Genomic DNA, 16,483 nt, shown 5'->3' on the forward strand with positions numbered 1-16,483 from the left:
CCGCGCCAGGAGTGAGTACGTATGAAAGTTGCATTGCTGGAGGTCAGCCATTGGCATGTCCCCCTTTATTTGAATGCTCTTGAGGCCAATGGGGTCCAAGTGGTGGCCGTATCGGATTCGGAGCACGTGAAGGGTGAGGCAATTGCCGAGCGATTCAAATGCGCGTTGTATAGCTCATCCTATGAGTTGCTTGAACGCGAGGAGGTCGATTTTGCTTTCGTGTTCGGCAGGCATTCGGAAATGCCGTCGCTGGCAGAAGCCGTGATCGCACGAAACATTCCCTTTGCCCTGGAAAAGCCCTGCGGCATCAACATGGCACAGGTCACACGGCTACGTGAGCTGGCCGAGCAAGCCAATCTCTACTGTGCTGTACCGCTGATCTTCCGCATGAGTGAACTGCTTAGTGCTCTGCAAGATGCTGAGGGACGCTTGACCGCGGACTTCAACTACATGTCTTTCCGTTTCATCGTAGGTCCACCCGCTCGTTATGAAACTGCAGGCTCAGGCTGGGCCATCGATCCCGCTTTTTCAGGAGGCGGATCCACGATCAACGTGGCTACGCATTTCATAGATCTTTTCAGACTATTGACCGGTAAAGAGGTATCGCGAGTCTCAGCCGTCATGAATTCACTAACGCATCGGGGTGCCGTCGAAGACTATTCGTTATTGACCCTGCAGACTGAAGATGGCGTGATCGGTGTTGTGGAAACGGGATACAGTTTCCCCAGTACCGCCGACGAGCAGCGCGAGTTCTCCTTCACCCTTTCATCTGATCACATGTATGCCAAATCCGGTCCCGACCGAATCGAAATAAGGGATCGACAGAACCTCGCGGCCGGCACTCGAAGCCGCCGACTACAACTGGACACAGACGTCTATTACCCACTGTTCGTCAAGCAAGTGCTTGCTGAATGCCGTAACGGAGCCAAGCCAATTGCATCATTACGCGACGCCGAGGCAATCATGCAGGTCATGGACGCGGCCTACGCTTCAGCTCGGCAAGGAGGTACGCTTTTGACGCTTACGCAGACGCCTGAATAATTTGAGCCGCCGAGCTGAATCGGACACCTGAGCAGCTAACAACTGTGATTTGTGCCGTTGTCTTTTTCAGATCGAGCTGATGGGGGCGCATAATTTTCCGGTCTCCATATCGATATGTTGTCGAAGAATGGGGGCTGGGTCCTGGATCTGTAAACATAAAAAAAGGCAGCGAAAGCTGCCTCTGAATGGGCCTTGAGGGCCCTCAACATTGGAACGCTGAAATCTACACTGCGACTCACCCAACAGGGGGCGATTCGATCTGACGCTTCGCAGCTGTAAGTGTGTTCGCAAGCAAGCGATGGTCATAGGCCCTACTCCACCAGGCACAGGAGTGATGGCCCCGCGTTTTTACATGCGCCATCGAAATCTACATCGCCGACCAATCGAGTACGGCCATCCTCGAGATTGATTCTAGAGATCCCGACATCGATGACTGTGGCACCTGGCTTGATCCAACTGCCCGAGATCATCTGCGGAACCCCAGTTGCCACAACCATGATATCCGCCTCACGACACCGATCTCGTAGATCTATGGTTTTGCTGTGAGCGATTGTTAGTATCCGTCCGGCCAAGTCATCTACCCAACCCCGCAAAGCTACGACATGGTGTGCACTTAAATTTAAGTGGGCACCAGTTCTAGCCTTTTAAGCGGGTATTTCATGCAGCCAACACGCCGTTCCTATTCCAAGTCCTTCAAGGCCCAGGTCATTCAAGAGTGTGCCCAGCCCGGCGCTTCTATTGCCAGCATCGCGCTTAGCCATAGCCTCAACGCAAACCTCGTCCACAAATGGATTCGGCTGCAAGAGCAGAAAAGCACGACGCTGCAACCTGCATTTATTCCGCTCCCCATGCCGCTGACCGGAGCAAATTCGCAAGCTCCATCGCCGAATATCTGTGTTGAAATCCAGCACCCGCGTGGCACCGTCAAAGTGAACTGGCCAACTGAAAATGCTGCTGCCTGCGCAACCTTTCTTCGAGACTTACTGCGATGATCCGCATCGATTCCATCTGGCTCGCCACGGAGCCGATGGATATGCGCGCGGGTACCGAAACGGCATTAGCCAGAGTGATCGCGGTGTTCGGTGCGGCGCAGCCGCATTGTGCTTATCTGTTCGCCAACCGTCGCGCCACTCGCATGAAAGTTCTGGTGCACGACGGCTTCGGGGTCTGGCTGGCTGCTCGTCGACTGAACCAGGGGAAGTTCCACTGGCCAGGTATTCGCCATGGCTCTGAAATGCAGTTGGATTCCGAGCAACTCCAAGCCCTGGTAGTGGGGCTGCCCTGGCAACGCGCGGGCTCTAGCGGCGCGATCACACTGCTTTAACGGCTGCCATTAGCCTATCGGTCTATCGCCGCGAACCGCCTGCTCTGGCAAAATCCGCAGCATGACTTCTTCGCCCAATCTCGACCAAATGTCCCCCGACCAATTGCGTGCCTTGGCAGCGCAGTTGCTGTCGCAGGTCGACACCATGGGCAAGAAAATCAATCACGACCAGACGGTCATCGAGAAGCTGACCCACGAGATCGCACAGCTCAAGCGCTTGAAGTTTGCCAAACGCAGCGAGCAGATGAATCCTGAACAGGCCAGCTTGCTCGATGACCTGATTGATACCGATATCGCAGCGATTGAAGCAGAGCTTCAAGCCTTGCAAACAGCACCAGCGGCGACCGAGAAAAAGCAGAAGCCCAAGCGCACTGCATTGCCGGCTGAGTTTCCACGCACTTTGATCCATCACGAACCGGACAATACTCACCGCCCATGCGGCTGCGCACTCAAGCGCATCGGTGAGGATGTCAGCGAGAAGCTGGACTACACGCCCGGCGTGTTCACCGTTGAACGCCATGTGCGTGGCAAATGGGTCTGCGATGACTGCGAAACCCTGATCCAGGCACCGGCTCCGGCGCAGGTCATCGACAAGGGCATCCCAACCGCCGGGCTGCTGGCCCACGTCATGATCGCCAAGTTTGCCGACCACCTGCCTCTTTACCGTCAGGAGTCGATCTTCGGTCGAGCGGGCTTGGCGATTCCACGCTCAACACTGGCTCAATGGGTGGGCGTAACTGGCGTGCAGTTGCAGCCGCTGGTCGACGCGCTGCGCGACGTGGTGCTTGGGCAGCAGGTGATCCACGCCGATGAAACACCGGTGCAGATGCTCGTTCCGGGCTCGAAGAAAACCCACCGTTCTTATGTGTGGGCCTATGCCACCAGCCAATTCTCGGACTTGGCTGCAGTGGTTTACGACTTCAGCCCCAGCCGCGCAGGTGAGCATGCTCGCAACTTCCTGAGAGACTGGAGGGGTAAGCTGGTCTGCGATGATTTTGGTGGCTACAAGGCCAGCTTTGAACTCGGCGTGACTGAGATCGGCTGCATGGCGCATGCCCGACGTAAGTTCTTCGAACTGCACGCTACCAACAAGAGCATGCTCGCCGAGCAAGCCTTGCGCTATATCCAGTTGTTGTACGAAATCGAGAGCGAAGTCCGCGACCTGGAACCGGATTTACGGCGCCGAATACGACAAGAAAAAGCCGTACCCGTGATGAATATGCTGCATGCTTGGATGATCGCCCAGCGTGACCTCGTGCCCGAAGGTTCGGCGATCAGCAGAGCCCTGGATTACAGCCTCAAACGCTGGGCAGCGCTATCGCGCTACCTCGACGACGGGGCCGTACCCATTGATAACAACTGGTGTGAGAAAACCAGATCCGCCCCTGGGCTCTTGGACGTAAAAATTGGCTCTTCGCAGGATCGCTACGCAGCGGAAAACGGGCGGCTGCGATCATGAGTTTGATCCAGTCGGCGCGGCTGAATGGGCATGATCCGTATGCCTATTTGAAGGACGTACTCACGCGCCTGCCGACGCAGCGGTCGAGTGAAATAGACCAGTTGCTGCCGCATAACTGGCAGCCTGCCTGAGTTACACAAGACCTGATATCCGTAAACTTACACTACCCCATCTGCCAAAAGCACTCACTCTAGGATCTTGGCTTGTCAGCTCGCTGCGATATTGCTAGTGTCGATTCATGACTACCTATTGCCTCACCTCGACTACCACCACCACGACCGCTGAAAGCGGAGCGTGCGAGGTTTCGTGAGCCGATAGCAGACGAACTTCAAAGGCCCGCCAGCGATGGACAGGGCCTTTTTTATGCCCTTGTGTCGCTGGCTCAAACGCAAGGAGATGCACCCATGTACGCCCTGTTGATACTCGATATCCAAGTCGGGCTTGTTCACGGCCCGGAAAAACTATGGCGCTGCGAAGAGTTGTTGGAAACACTGAATACCCTGATGGACAAGGCACGCAGCGCAGGCGCTCCGATTTTTCTCGCGCGCCACATCGGGCCCGCTGGATCTCCAATCGAACCAGGCAGCCCGCTTACGATGGTTGCACAGGAACTGAAGTTGCTGGGTGGAGAAGTGGTGTTCGAAAAACGGCGGCCCAACGCCTTTGAAATGACCGACCTAGCTGACAATTTGCGCTCTTGCGGCGCTACCGGTGTGGTAGTCACTGGGATGAAAACTCAATACTGCGTCGACAGCACCTGCCGTGCTGCTCGTGATCTAGGCTTCGATGCGGTACTCATCGCCGAAGGCCATACCTGTTCAGACACGCCAGTGATGAAAGCTGAGAACATCGTCGCGCATCACAATGCAACTCTTGATGGGCCGTTCTGCCAGCTAGTTCGGGCTGAGGAGTGGAGCTTCTAGCAGAGCCCGAAAGTGCGGGAATGCGCATGACTTGCCGTAAGCACTGGCACCATACGACATTCCCGCACGTCTTAATGAGCCGTTAAGTATCTGCTATGGGTCGATTTTATTGATGAAAAATTGGCCGAGGCTCTGTGTATCAGACTACGAACACCGTCACACTTGGTGATGTGCCGCAAGATGTATTGCCGGAACGCCTACATTTTTATCCCCCATACCTATAACTTCATCCAACAAAAAAGGGCCCTCGAAGGGCCCTTTCTTGTACTCAAACCGAAATCACTTGGTCAGCCAGGACTCGAAAATAACCAGCTCATAGCCTTCGTTCGGAACAACTATAAAAAGTTGTCTACTTCACCGAAACAGCTTGGGTCAGATTTTGCTGCATATAAGCGAGAAAACGGCGCTGGAAGAGCATTGTATGCTCGTGAGCTGCTTGCTCAGCCTCGTCGGGATTTCGAGCAGCGATAGCCTCAATAATTTCATCATGATCACGACCTAGACGTGTGGTAGTGCTCGCAGCACTGATGATGTAATCAAAATGCAAATGCGCAAGTCTTTGCCCCTCTCCTAACAGCTTCTCGTAGTAACTGATGAAGTAGGGGTTTTTGCCTGCCTGAGCAATGGCAATGTGAAAGGCTTTGTTCGTCTCCGACATCGCCTGGAAATCCCCCGAGGTAACTGCATCGAGATAGGCGGCGTCAGCCGTGCGTATCCGCTCCAGATCCTCCTCATTATGCTGAGTCGCAGCCAGCCGCGTGACGGCTCTTTGAATGAGATCGAGCGCCGAAATGTAGTTGGGGAAATCCTCTATCTCGAACGGCGTTACCAACGTTGTCCTGTTGGGCAGGATGGTGACCAGCCCCTCGCTGATGAGTCGCGCCAGCGCATCCCTTACCGGAGAACGGGAAAGACCAAACTGTGCAGCCAACGACACCTCATCCAGTGGCGATCCTGGCTTGAGCTTGAGCGTTAGAATTTGTCTACGAAGCTCTTCGTAGATGTAGCGCCCGCCATGGCGTTTGATGCTTCCGTTGTTCTCTGGGGTATCTTTGCTCATTGAGTAGCTCTCAGGGTACTGGCTGGTCGTTTGACCGAACGTAAGCCTAACACCAGCCATAGCTCGGTTAGAAACCTTCGCCCCAGGTGTCGCTCAACATAAATCCATCGGCGAGCGGATCATCAGGGTCGACACCAATTTGATGCATGCCATACACCCAAGCTCGCCCGGTTATTCGAGGCAGCACTGCCGCCCGATCTCCAACTTCCGTCAAACCTAGAAGCTCGACCTTGAACTCGCCCCCAATAGTTGAACGAGAAATCAGTTGATCGCCTGGCGTCACCTGACCACGGGCACTCAGGGTCGCAAGGTTCGCTGAGCTGCCAGTACCGCATGGAGAGCGATCTACGCGACCTGGGGGCAATGTCGTGCAGGTTTGCCAAGTGAATTGATCGATACGGTTGCGGAACATCACATACGCGACCTCATTCAGACTATCGATCAGCGGATGCTTCACAGACACCTGCTCGTTGATGACGCGTCTCAAGCGCACCCCCGCATCTGCAAGTTCGCGGGCCTTACTTGGCTCGATACTCAGCCCGACCTGCTCAACATCGATCAGGGCGTAATAAACACCACCAAATGCGATATCCGCTTTGATGGGGCCAAACTCGTCAGTTTGTATAACAGCATCCAGATGTTCCACAAACGACGGCACCATATCCAGCGAAACACTCACACAGCGGCCATTGGCACATTGCGCACGCGCGGTAACCAGGCCGGCTGGAGTATCCAGTACAACGGTTGTGTACGGCTCCTCCATCGCTAAAATGCCAAGCTCAAGTAATGCCGTGACGACGCAGATACAGTTACTACCCGACATCGGATGAGCCTTGTCAGCCTGCAAAACAATGAAGCCTGCCTGGGCCTCAGGACGCGTAGGCGGGAGCAACAGATTGACCGACATCTGCAGGCATCCGCGTGGCTCCAGAACCACCAGGCGACGAAGGCTATCGTCCACCTCATTGATATAGTTCATCTTGTCGAGCATGGTCTTGCCGGGGATGTCGAGGACACCTCCAGTGATGACTTTGCCGATCTCGCCTTCGCAATGCACGTCGACCATTTGAAGCGTTTTCTTCCAGCGCATGACGTCCTCCCTTACTTGATGTACCAGCCCCAAGGTTGATCGCTGTCGTAACGGGTGATCTGTTTGGTTTCGAGGTAATTATTCAGCCCCCACTCACCTAACTCTCTACCAATACCGCTTTGCTTGTATCCACCCCAAGGTGCTTCGGTAAACGTCGGTTGAGAGCAATTGATCCAGACAATTCCCGCCCGGAGACGGCGTGCGACCCGCTCTGCCCGCACCAGGTCTTTCGACATGACTGCTGCAGCCAGTCCAAACCGCGAGTCGTTGGCACTCTTCAACGCCTCGACCTCATCATCGAATGGACGTACACAGACCACTGGGCCAAAAATCTCTTCATTCCAGATCCAGCTATTCACTGGCACATCCGCAAAGATAGCGGGTGTCAGGAAGTACCCCGATTCGCAATGCGAAGGTCTAGTGCCACCGTACAGCAGAGTTGCACCCTCTTCCTGGCCACGTGCAACGGCTTCCAAAATCTTGGTGTATTGAACACTGCTGACTAAAGGCCCGAGCAGCACCCCTTCCTTCAATCCATCACCAATACTGAGCTTACTCGTCTCCTCGACCAGGCGTTTGAGCAAGGGCTCATACAGGCCTCGTTGCACCAGGACGCGTGAGGTCGCCGAGCACACCTCCCCCTGGTTCCAAAAGATTCCGAACATGATCCACTCGACAGCCGCTTCAATGTCGCTGTCATCAAAAATGATGAAAGGTGATTTACCACCCAACTCAAGACTGATGTTTTTGATATCGCGAGCTGCTGCTTGCATGATCTTGGAACCGGTTGGGACACTGCCGGTGAACGCTAACTTGTCGATCCCTGGATGCTCACTCAGGGGAGCGCCTGCATCAGGCCCCAAGCCAGTTACCACGTTCAATACACCTGCCGGCAGACCAGCCCCATGTGCAATGTCAGCCAATTCCAGCGCCGTCATAGGTGTTAGCTCCGAAGGTTTGAGCACCATGCAGCAACCAGCAGCCAAAGCAGGTGCCACCTTCCATGCGGCCATCAGCATCGGGAAGTTCCAGGGAATGATCGCCCCCGCCACACCCATCGGCTCCTTGCGAGCTATGCAGCTGAATCGCTCATCAGCAAGGTTGACCCGCTTTTCTTGCTGAACATCGAGTTCCTCTGCGAGGTCGGCATAGAATTCGAAGCACCCAGCCGTATCACCAATATCCCATTGAGCCTCCGGCAGAGGCTTCCCATTGTCACGCACCTCGATCTCTGCAAGAACGTCCAGGCGCTCCCGAATACCCGCTGCGATGCGGCGTAAAACGACTGCCCTTTCGGCGCCGGCCATCTGCGGCCAAGGGCCGTCGTCGAAGGCTCTCCGTGCCGCTTGTACTGCCAGGTCGACATCCGTTGCAGTGGCCGCGGCAACATGAGCAAAAACCGATTCATTACTAGGATCAATAGTGGCGAAAGTGCCGCCTTTGACAGGCTTTACCCATTGGCCGTCGATGTAGAGATGGTCGTAGGATTTCATAATGAACCTCAGTTGAACGCAAAGCGTTTGGCGCTGAATGGAGTCAAGTCTTGTGCAGGTTGGCGCCCGGCGACCATGTCGGTGATGAGGCGTCCAGTCGTTGCCCCAAGCGTCAGTCCAAGCTGGCCATGGCCGAACGCAAGGAAGACATTTTTTAGTCGCGAGCTTCGATCAATCACAGGCTTTGTGTCCGGTAAAAATGGCCGGTAACCAATGCCGTATTCGATATCGTCGAGTTTCAGCTGCGGAAGGATTTTGCGGGCCTTTTCCAGAATGATTTCGGCACGTTTGAAATTCGGTTCGGCGTTGGGCCCGGAGAACTCGATGGTGCCGCCGATCTGTAGTCCCCGAGTCATCGGTGCAAAACAGAATCCGCCATCGGCATAAATAACCGAGTGACGGACTTCCACGCCCGAGTGGGGTAACAGCACCTGGTATCCAGCGATGCCTGCAAGTGGCACTGAACCACCAATCTGGGAGAAAAACCGACTTGAACCGGTGCCAGCTGCGATGACGACGTGGTCAGCTTTGTAACGCTCACCGTTGACCAATGTGACGCCGCTGGCACGGTCAGAGATCTCGTCTATTTTTTCGACCTGCCCACGAACGCGGACGCCTCCCTGCTCGATGAAACTTTGCGTGAGGGCGGCGATAAATCCTTTGGTATCACTGACCGCGCGCCAATCAGGGAACAATAAACCGTGACTGAATTTTCCAGCCAACGCAGGTTCAAGATCCGATATTGCCGCACGATCCAGCACTTCGGATTTGAAACCCAAGGATCGACGTAATTCCATATGGGGCCCCTCTTGGGCTAACCCCTCAGGGGTGTCAAATACCTCAATGATTGGACGTTCGCCCATTAACGCTTTGTCAGCGCATCGCTCCAGTAACGGCGCGTAGTCTTCGTAGACGTGGTGAGTCAATGTCGCCATCTCATTGGCGATTTCGACTATGCGCGAATGACGAGCACAAGCAACGAAACGCAGAAACCAAGGCAAAATCCCAGGCAAAGCGCTTGGTCGCAGAGCCAAGGGGCCCTTTTGATCAAGCAGCCAGGCAGGTATTTTTTTAAGAATTCCCGGCTTGGACAGAGGAATAACCTCGCTCACCGCCATCTGCCCACAACTCCACTTGGCGGTGCTGTCACCCGGCGCCTGAGGATCGACCAACGTGACTCGGTAACCTTCGCGTTGCAGATACAAAGCGCAGCACACACCGACAATGCCACCGCCAATAACGACGGCTGCCTCGCCATTGAAGGTCTGATGGGTGGGCGGTTGCATAGTGATCATAAAGACTCTCGATTAGCGCAGAACCTGCATGCATGGACATTTATCAGCGACTAAAAAGTCCGCATCAGCGCTTATCGCCGATGCGGGATCGTTATCAGCCCTGAAGCTTTTCGAACTCCCTGCGAAATTCGGATTTTTCCTCATTGGTCAGTGGCAACAACGGCATGCGCGCTACGCCGACATTGAAGCCGGCGAGTTCACAACCATACTTAACCTTTTGAATGAATTTGCCACTTTCCAGGTTGTTCATCAGCGGAAACAGCGAGCGCACGATTTGCTGCGCACCCGCGAGTTGCCCGCTGACGTAGTTTTCATAGAACGCCACGATTTGCGGCGCCAGGAAATTCGCTGGCGCACAGATCCAGCTGGTGGCGCCCCATAGGAAGAAGTCCAGAGCCTGGTCATCAGAACCGCACGAGAGCTGGATCTTCCCCTTGTAGCGGTCATCGATTTCGATGGCACGCAGCAAGTTACCTGCGCTCTCTTTGATGGCAATGACGCGCTCATGATCCTTGAGCGCGTCCATGACGCTGTAACCCACCTCCACGTTTGTGCGGATCGGGTAGTTGTACAAAACGATGTTCACGTCGGGTACCGCATCCAGGATGGCGTTGTAGTGACCGATGAGTTCGTCTTGAGTCGGGATGGCGTAGTACGGCGGAGCAATCAGCAAATTGCTGTACCCGGTATCCCGAGCCTGTTTGACCTGCTCGATGACTTCGCGGGTACAAGAGCCATTCGCACCGGCAATCAGCATGACGCGACCATTGGCGACCTCTCGAACGGTGGCCATAACCTTGCGCCGCTCTTCATTGGTCAGAGCGTAGTATTCACCGGTTGAACCCAAGGGTACTAAACCGCCTACACCCTGCTTGATTTGATACTCAACCAAAGATGCCAACACGTCGTAATCAACTGCGCCGGTCTTGTCGAAAGGGGTCACCAGGGCCGGCATGATGCCGTTAAGTTGCTGCATGGGAGAGTCTCCAGTGTGATAGTCAGTATGCGTAGCGTTTGAGCATCCGGGTCTCGACCACCCCGACCAGTCTGGTCAGGGGGAATGCCACCAGGAAATAGATCACCGCCACCGCCGATAAAAACTCCACCGGGCGTGCGGTACTGTTCGAAATGTTTTGCCCTACGAACATCAGGTCAGCGATGCCGACAGATGAAATCAGTGCACTCTCTTTGAAGAGGCTCACCACGTTGGAAAGAAGCGGAGGTACCGCTCTGAGAAGCGCTTGCGGAAAGATGACGTAGAGCACCTTGTTCCACTGGGCGACACCCAGGGCAGTGCAGGCATCGTGTTGCTCGCTGGGAATGGATTTCAGCGCCCCACGAAATGTCTCGCTGGTAATGGCGGTCATGTACAAGGTCAATGCCAGCACTACAGAGACATACGGTGGAATAGAAATACCAAACACCACCGGCAAGCAGAAGAAAATCCAGAACAATTGAATCAACAACGGCGTGCCGCGAAAGAGCTCTACATAAAGCCCGGTGGGAATGCTGATAAACCGGTTTTTTGAGAGACGCAGAAGACTCAAGAGAAAACCGAAAACGCTGCCCAACACCGCGCAACTGACCGTGAAAGCCAGCGTCAACGCCAGTCCTTTTGCCAAGACCTGCCAGTAAGAAAAGACGACCGTAAAATCAAGCTGCATGACGATCTCCTCAGCGCGCGAGCGCAGTGTCCTGACGACGCTCGATCCACTGCACCAATTGCGCGATGGGCAGTGACAGAGCGAAGTAGATCAAGGCAATTAGTGAGTAGGTTTCCAGTGGTCGATACGCCTCTGTTGCAATGCTCTTGCCGACGTACATCAGGTCAGCAACCGCGACGATGGCGACCAGCGCACTCTGCTGAAGGATTGAAATGCCATTGGTCATCAATACCGGCAATGCGGTACGAAACGCCTGCGGCAAAATCACATAGATCGTTCGCTGCCAGGGGCGAAGCCCCAAAGCCACACAAGCGTCTTCATGCTCCCTTGGAACAGCCTGTACACCTGCCCGATACGCTTCCGCATTGAACGCGGTGAGATTGAGGCCCAGTGCAAGAACCCCCATGGTGATGGGGTCAATGAATACGTTGAACAGCATCGGTAAGCAGTAGAAGAACCACACGATCTGCAGCAGTGCTGGCGTGCAACGAAAGAACTCGATGAACAACTGAGCAGGCCAACGGATGAAAAACCATCGGCTCAGCGTCAAGAGACAAAGACCGAACCCCAGCACCAGCCCCACGACGTTCGATATCAACGCGAGCTGTAACGTGACCTTCAGGCCATCCCACAGCACGCCGAAATTACCGGCCAGAAAGTGAAAGTCGAATTCATAATTCATGGTCGCGAGCCTCAATCCAGATGCAGGACTTTTTCCAGGAACTCGCGGGTACGCGGCTCCTTGGGCTTAGTGAAAATCTGCTCTGGCGGCCCTTGCTCGACTACTTTTCCGTTGGCACAGAACACGACACGTGAGGCGATACTCCGGGCAAAGTGCATGTCGTGCGTGACAATGATCATGGCCATTTTTTCTTCAGCCAATTGCATCATCACGCTCTGCACTTCGGTAACCATTTCCGGATCGAGCGCCGAGGTGACCTCATCGAAAAGCATCAGCTTGGGCTCCAGCATCAAGGCGCGGGCGATGGCTACGCGCTGTTTTTGCCCGCCTGAAAGCTGACTCGGATAAACATTAAGTTTGCTTTCGAGGCCAAGTCGAGCAAGGAATACACGCGCTTTTTCCGTTGCTTGAGACTTCGAAAGACCATGTACCTTCATTGGCGCGAGAATCAGATTGCCCAGTACAGAGAGGTGCGGGAACAGTGTGTAGTGTTGGAAAACCATACCGATCTGAGCCTGCAACTTTGCGTCCAACGGCTTACCGGCCCCACGAGTTGAACCATCAATGTAAGGCTTGCCCTGAAAGGCGATCTTGCCCCCCTGAATGCTCTCAAGTCCCATCATGACCCGCAGCAGCGAGCTCTTGCCGCTCCCGCTCGGGCCAATGATTACCAGACGATCATCTGAGCGCATGTCGAGATCCAGGTGATCCATCACCACCAAGCCTTCGCCATACGATTTGTACACATCACGCAACTGGATAAAGTCGCCCTTAGCCGAATTAAGGGTGAGCGAATCCTGCGGCTGAGCAGCCACCAGATAAGGAGCGGTCATAGAACTTTCTCCAGGAGAACGCTAATTCAAAGCCGTTCTCGGGATCGTCGGAAAATTACTGAGGGGTTTTATCGCCAGCGTTGGCGAGCGCAGAAGCCTTATCAACAAGAGCGGATATCTCCCCTGTTTCTCGACGTTGCGTGAGATAGATATTCAATACTTGCAGGTCAGACGGAGTGGCATTGCGTGACAGGCCAAACGCAACCCCCTGCTTTGCCAGTGCGGGCACGGGCAATATTTCCTTCGTCCAATCAGGATTGGCAATGGCGAATAGATGATTCGTATCGCTGGCATCGACCAGCACATCAGCGCGCTTAGACATCACGGCCAAACGTGTTTCGTCCATGCCTGGCAGGCGCATGATCGTGGCGTTTTTCACCACAGCGGTGATGGCTTTGTCCGCCGCAGTGCCGGACATCACGGCAATCGAAACGCCTGGCTTGTCATAATCGGCTACAGCATTGCCCGCGCTCGCAAACTTGGGATTATCTTTGTTGGTTAAAAGCGATATCTGATAGTCGGTTGCAGGCACCGAGAAGGTCACTGCCATCGCGCGTTCAGGTGTCTGATTCAGCGCCATAGCCAAATCCCATTTGCCGCCTTGAAGCCCCGCCACCAGGTTGTCCCAGTTCGTGTCCACGAACTCAACCTTGACCTTGAGAACCTTCTCGCCGAAGTCACGGCACAGATCCACAAAGTATCCACTGTATTGCCCGGAGCGGGCATCGCGCATGACATACGGTGCAGCCACTGCCGCCCCGCAACGCAGCACACCTGCCTTCTGAATGCCTTGCCAAAGTGTTGAATCTGCTGCGTTCGCGGGTGCCTGGGCTAACAACGCGCCGAGAAATGAGACGCCTACGAGCAGTTTGCGGAGGGGGGAAGAAAGGAGCCGTGTCATGTTGACCTCACCGATATTTAATTTTTCTTGGGCAGAAAGGTACAAGCGTTCAAGCTGTGCGCGCCGTCATGTATGCAGCGCTGTATGCAGAATAGTTTTGAACGAATTGATGTGTCAACAGCGTTCAGGATTTTTTTGCTGCGGGGGCGATTGACGGTCAGATGCCTGACGCTGAATCGCACCACGTGTCGCGAGGGAATGAAGCTGTACTTCAGCCAATGCTGGAGGCCGAAGTTCTAGAAATTGATCAATGGGTACGTGAAAGCGTTAGGATTTCCGAGACCTGCGCTCTAGATGCATGTCATGCACTCTCTTGGTCATGGAGGTGGATGCAGGGTGTGAAATTTAGGCGCCCACAAAAAAGGGCCCTCTCGGGCCTTTGTTTGTACTCAAACCAAATCACTTGGTTAGCCAGGACTCAACAGTCGCAGAGCCATGTTCTGCTTTCCATTCCTTCAGCGTCTTATGATTACCGCCTTTGGTTTCGACTACTTCGCCGGTGTGTGGGTTTTTATAAACCTTTACCTGGCGCGGCTTGCGGCTGCTGGCTTTGGACTCAACGGCTGGAGCGCGACGGCCCGCCTGTCCGTCCCCTTGCCCTAGCTGTTTAAACCTCAGCAATGGCCTCGCGGACGAAGTCTTCATAGGTGCGCAGCGGGTGCCCGATGATGGCCTGTAGCCGGTCCACTGTTCCTTCAGTTGCTTGCATGCCGAACTTCTGGATACCCGCCATCATCAGGCGCATGTCATAAGCATTAGAGGATAGACGGCGCCCGCCTGCATCGATCCGATAACGATTGTGAGCGGCTGCATTTGGCCGATTGTTATCTGTCACGACCGACTGAAATCGGCCAGAAGCGGACAGTAATATTCCCCTCGCGGGATGCAGAACTTCCATTAACCAAAGGTTCGCTCCGGGTATGCGAAAAGGAACGGCTATTTACCACCGTGCCATTAGCGGTCGGGACCTGCGTTTTTTCTCATAAACAACCTTGGTACACATCAAGACGTATTGCTCCGTTGAGTCTTAGCAGCTCTTTGGCCGCGTATGTTCTGCTCTGAAAACGCTGGCGGTGCTCGCGTGGCCACGCTGAAATAGTTTCAAATCAGGCATCATCCGTCAGGGCATTTTGATTATTCGCCCGCTCTCTGTTGAGTTCCAGCTCATCCAGTAAGCCAGAGTTATCTTTCGCCCAGTCGTACAACGCAAGTAATGGTTCTACAAAGCGCTTGCCTAGTTCCGTAAGCGAATATTCAACCATGGGCGGTACGATCTGAAATACCTTGCGATGGATCAATCCATCGCCCTCCAGCTCTCGCAGTGTTTGCGTGAGCATCTTCTTCGATACACCAGGCATGCTGCGCTGCAATTGCCCTGTGCGAAGCGGGCCATGGTGCAAGATGTAGAGCACCATGGAAGTCCACTTAGGTGTCAGCAATTTGTGAATGCGTCTGGTTGGACAGCATTCATCGACGATCAGCGGGTTCATGGTTACTCCAAAGTATCTAGGTGACAAAAAAGTGCCTAATCGACAAATCAAATACTAGATTCCAATATTGCGCCTTCTTCAATCAAAAAGCAGCGAGCCCCTCTGATGAGTCAGCCAACTATCCGTGCATTGATCCTCGACGACTACGCCGACAACTATTTTCGTGAAGCACAAATCGAACGTCCTGAGCCGGGCGTGAATCAGGTGCTGGTTCGTATCGTCGCCAGTGGCGTGAATCCTATCGACCACAAAATCCGTACCGGCAACGCGCTTTATGCGATGCCGGAACTACCGGCAATCCTCGGCACCGACATGGCTGGTGTGATCGAAGCAGTTGGTACAAACGTCAAGCGCCTGTCCGTCGGCGACGAAGTCTATGGCTTGGTAGGCGGCGTACGTGGCTTGCAGGGCTCTCTGGCCGAGTACGTTGCGGTCGACTCAGATCTGGTTGCTGTCAAACCGAAAAATCTGAGCTTCCGCGAAGCAGGGGCTATGCCCCTTGTCTTTCTCACCGCTTGGGAAGGTCTGGTGGATCGCGCGAAGATCAAGGCCGGTCAGAAAGTTTTGGTTCATGGGGGCGCTGGAGGTGTCGGCCATATGGCCGTGCAGATCGCGCGGGCATTCGGTGCCGATGTTTTCGCAACCGTTTCACAGGAAAAGAGCTCTATCGTGGAGGGCTACGGTGCCACGGCTATCGATTACCAAAACGTATCAGTCGAGCAGTACGTGAAACAACACACAAGCGATGAAGGTTTCGACGTTATCTACGACACGGTTGGTGGCAAAAGTCTGGATGATTCATTTGCTGCCATTCGCCACTACGGCCACATCGCAAGTTGTGCAGCCTTCAAAACACACAACCTCGCTACTGGCTCGCTCCGCGGCTCAACTCTATCTGGCATTTTTGTTCTGCTGCCAATGCTAACCGGCAACGGCCGTGTGCATCACCGTAACATCCTCGCAGAGGCAACCCGGCTGGTCGAACAAGGCAAAGTGAAACCACTACTGGATCCTCAGCGCTACACGCTGAATGAGGCCCAACAGGCCCACGATGCCGTTGAGCAGGGCACCGCCACCGGCAAGGTAGTGATCGACGTTGCCTGATCAGCCATCACTCCTGGATTGCCGACGCCTCAGTAAGGCGTCGCATACCAATGCAGTGAAGTAACCGAAGCTCTTCGTCAGACAAATACAACAGCATGACGGCTTCTAGCCGTTTACCCCCAGC

General features: G+C 54.5%; 15 protein-coding genes and 4 pseudogenes. 6 read left to right on the forward strand and 13 right to left on the reverse strand.

Annotated elements, in window-relative coordinates; genetic code table 11:
- The first annotated feature begins 21 nt into the window (after positions 1-21).
- The gene (locus ACYZTW_RS21320) at positions 22-1,041 is read left to right on the forward strand and encodes a Gfo/Idh/MocA family protein (RefSeq protein WP_462001679.1); all 1,020 of its coding nucleotides are present in this window, start codon (positions 22-24) and stop codon (positions 1,039-1,041) included.
- 288 nt (positions 1,042-1,329) lie between these two features.
- On the opposite strand, the pseudogene ACYZTW_RS21325 reads toward ACYZTW_RS21320, so the two are convergent.
- A pseudogene (locus ACYZTW_RS21325) lies at positions 1,330-1,598 on the reverse strand (bifunctional methylenetetrahydrofolate dehydrogenase/methenyltetrahydrofolate cyclohydrolase); the annotation flags it as partial.
- A 102-nt stretch (positions 1,599-1,700) separates the two neighbouring features.
- On the opposite strand from ACYZTW_RS21325, the gene tnpA reads away from it, so the two are divergent.
- The 4 genes and pseudogenes from tnpA to ACYZTW_RS21345 all read left to right on the forward strand — a co-directional run bounded on the left by tnpA (position 1,701) and on the right by ACYZTW_RS21345 (position 4,747).
- Positions 1,701-2,033 carry an IS66-like element accessory protein TnpA gene (gene tnpA, locus ACYZTW_RS21330; RefSeq protein WP_462001680.1) on the forward strand — a complete coding sequence of 111 codons (333 nt, stop codon included), beginning with the start codon at positions 1,701-1,703 and terminating at the stop codon, positions 2,031-2,033.
- Complete coding sequence (tnpB, locus tag ACYZTW_RS21335; protein WP_462001681.1) at positions 2,030-2,365, forward strand: IS66 family insertion sequence element accessory protein TnpB; 336 nt, start codon at positions 2,030-2,032, stop codon at positions 2,363-2,365. Before tnpA ends, tnpB begins: the two co-directional genes overlap by 4 nt.
- Positions 2,366-2,426: 61 nt before the next feature.
- Positions 2,427-3,955, forward strand: a pseudogene (tnpC, locus tag ACYZTW_RS21340) (IS66 family transposase).
- A gap of 273 nt (positions 3,956-4,228) precedes the next feature.
- A complete protein-coding gene (locus ACYZTW_RS21345) occupies positions 4,229-4,747 on the forward strand; it encodes a cysteine hydrolase family protein (protein ID WP_462001682.1) in 519 nt (172 codons plus the stop codon).
- 349 nt (positions 4,748-5,096) lie between these two features.
- On the opposite strand, the gene ACYZTW_RS21350 is transcribed toward ACYZTW_RS21345, so the two are convergent.
- The 12 genes and pseudogenes from ACYZTW_RS21350 to ACYZTW_RS21405 form a co-directional block, all read right to left on the reverse strand.
- Positions 5,097-5,807, reverse strand: coding sequence for a GntR family transcriptional regulator (locus ACYZTW_RS21350; protein WP_462001683.1), 711 nt, complete (start codon positions 5,805-5,807; stop codon positions 5,097-5,099).
- Positions 5,808-5,874: 67 nt separating this feature from the next.
- Positions 5,875-6,897 (reverse strand): proline racemase family protein, encoded by a 1,023-nt coding sequence (locus ACYZTW_RS21355; RefSeq protein ID WP_462001684.1) that lies wholly within the window; start codon positions 6,895-6,897, stop codon positions 5,875-5,877.
- Positions 6,898-6,908: 11 nt separating this feature from the next.
- Entirely contained in the window at positions 6,909-8,390 is a 1,482-nt protein-coding gene (locus ACYZTW_RS21360) for an aldehyde dehydrogenase family protein (RefSeq protein WP_462001685.1), read from the reverse strand.
- An 8-nt stretch (positions 8,391-8,398) separates the two neighbouring features.
- Positions 8,399-9,685: an NAD(P)/FAD-dependent oxidoreductase gene (locus ACYZTW_RS21365; protein WP_462001686.1), complete on the reverse strand. Its 1,287-nt coding sequence runs from the start codon at positions 9,683-9,685 to the stop codon at positions 8,399-8,401.
- 94 nt (positions 9,686-9,779) lie between these two features.
- On the reverse strand, positions 9,780-10,661 hold the full coding sequence (gene dapA / locus ACYZTW_RS21370) for a 4-hydroxy-tetrahydrodipicolinate synthase (protein WP_462001687.1): 882 nt from the start codon (positions 10,659-10,661) through the stop codon (positions 9,780-9,782).
- Positions 10,662-10,683: 22 nt separating this feature from the next.
- Entirely contained in the window at positions 10,684-11,349 is a 666-nt protein-coding gene (locus ACYZTW_RS21375) for an amino acid ABC transporter permease (protein WP_462001688.1), read from the reverse strand.
- Positions 11,350-11,359: 10 nt separating this feature from the next.
- Positions 11,360-12,031, reverse strand: coding sequence for an amino acid ABC transporter permease (locus ACYZTW_RS21380; RefSeq protein WP_462001689.1), 672 nt, complete (start codon positions 12,029-12,031; stop codon positions 11,360-11,362).
- An 11-nt stretch (positions 12,032-12,042) separates the two neighbouring features.
- On the reverse strand, positions 12,043-12,864 hold the full coding sequence (locus ACYZTW_RS21385) for an amino acid ABC transporter ATP-binding protein (protein ID WP_462001690.1): 822 nt from the start codon (positions 12,862-12,864) through the stop codon (positions 12,043-12,045).
- Between the two features lie 55 nt (positions 12,865-12,919).
- On the reverse strand, positions 12,920-13,810 hold the full coding sequence (locus tag ACYZTW_RS21390) for a transporter substrate-binding domain-containing protein (RefSeq protein ID WP_462001691.1): 891 nt from the start codon (positions 13,808-13,810) through the stop codon (positions 12,920-12,922).
- A gap of 354 nt (positions 13,811-14,164) precedes the next feature.
- A pseudogene (locus tag ACYZTW_RS21395) lies at positions 14,165-14,350 on the reverse strand (histone-like nucleoid-structuring protein, MvaT/MvaU family); the annotation flags it as partial.
- 22 nt (positions 14,351-14,372) lie between these two features.
- A pseudogene (locus ACYZTW_RS21400) lies at positions 14,373-14,519 on the reverse strand (NmrA/HSCARG family protein); the annotation flags it as partial.
- Between the two features lie 352 nt (positions 14,520-14,871).
- Positions 14,872-15,255 carry a winged helix-turn-helix transcriptional regulator gene (locus ACYZTW_RS21405; protein WP_462001692.1) on the reverse strand — a complete coding sequence of 128 codons (384 nt, stop codon included), beginning with the start codon at positions 15,253-15,255 and terminating at the stop codon, positions 14,872-14,874.
- 105 nt (positions 15,256-15,360) lie between these two features.
- On the opposite strand from ACYZTW_RS21405, the gene ACYZTW_RS21410 reads away from it, so the two are divergent.
- Positions 15,361-16,359, forward strand: a complete 999-nt coding sequence (locus ACYZTW_RS21410) for a zinc-dependent alcohol dehydrogenase family protein (RefSeq protein ID WP_462001693.1) — start codon at positions 15,361-15,363, stop codon at positions 16,357-16,359.
- Positions 16,360-16,483: the final 124 nt, after the last annotated feature.

The sequence above is a fragment of the Pseudomonas sp. LB3P25 genome, assembly GCF_054897985.1.

Excerpts from the sequence above, each read along its gene's own strand:
- ACYZTW_RS21375 (WP_462001688.1), bottom strand. The coding sequence starts at position 11,349 with ATGCAGCTTGATTTTACGGTCGTCTTTTCTTACTGGCAGGTCTTGGCA.
- ACYZTW_RS21410 (WP_462001693.1), top strand. The coding sequence starts at position 15,361 with ATGAGTCAGCCAACTATCCGTGCATTGATCCTCGACGACTACGCCGAC.
- tnpA (WP_462001680.1), top strand. The coding sequence starts at position 1,701 with ATGCAGCCAACACGCCGTTCCTATTCCAAGTCCTTCAAGGCCCAGGTC.
- dapA (WP_462001687.1), bottom strand. The coding sequence starts at position 10,661 with ATGCAGCAACTTAACGGCATCATGCCGGCCCTGGTGACCCCTTTCGAC.
- ACYZTW_RS21360 (WP_462001685.1), bottom strand. The coding sequence starts at position 8,390 with ATGAAATCCTACGACCATCTCTACATCGACGGCCAATGGGTAAAGCCT.
- tnpB (WP_462001681.1), top strand. The coding sequence starts at position 2,030 with ATGATCCGCATCGATTCCATCTGGCTCGCCACGGAGCCGATGGATATG.
- ACYZTW_RS21345 (WP_462001682.1), top strand. The coding sequence starts at position 4,229 with ATGTACGCCCTGTTGATACTCGATATCCAAGTCGGGCTTGTTCACGGC.
- ACYZTW_RS21365 (WP_462001686.1), bottom strand. The coding sequence starts at position 9,685 with ATGATCACTATGCAACCGCCCACCCATCAGACCTTCAATGGCGAGGCA.
- ACYZTW_RS21355 (WP_462001684.1), bottom strand. The coding sequence starts at position 6,897 with ATGCGCTGGAAGAAAACGCTTCAAATGGTCGACGTGCATTGCGAAGGC.
- ACYZTW_RS21320 (WP_462001679.1), top strand. The coding sequence starts at position 22 with ATGAAAGTTGCATTGCTGGAGGTCAGCCATTGGCATGTCCCCCTTTAT.
- ACYZTW_RS21385 (WP_462001690.1), bottom strand. The coding sequence starts at position 12,864 with ATGACCGCTCCTTATCTGGTGGCTGCTCAGCCGCAGGATTCGCTCACC.
- ACYZTW_RS21405 (WP_462001692.1), bottom strand. The coding sequence starts at position 15,255 with ATGAACCCGCTGATCGTCGATGAATGCTGTCCAACCAGACGCATTCAC.
- ACYZTW_RS21380 (WP_462001689.1), bottom strand. The coding sequence starts at position 12,031 with ATGAATTATGAATTCGACTTTCACTTTCTGGCCGGTAATTTCGGCGTG.
- ACYZTW_RS21350 (WP_462001683.1), bottom strand. The coding sequence starts at position 5,807 with ATGAGCAAAGATACCCCAGAGAACAACGGAAGCATCAAACGCCATGGC.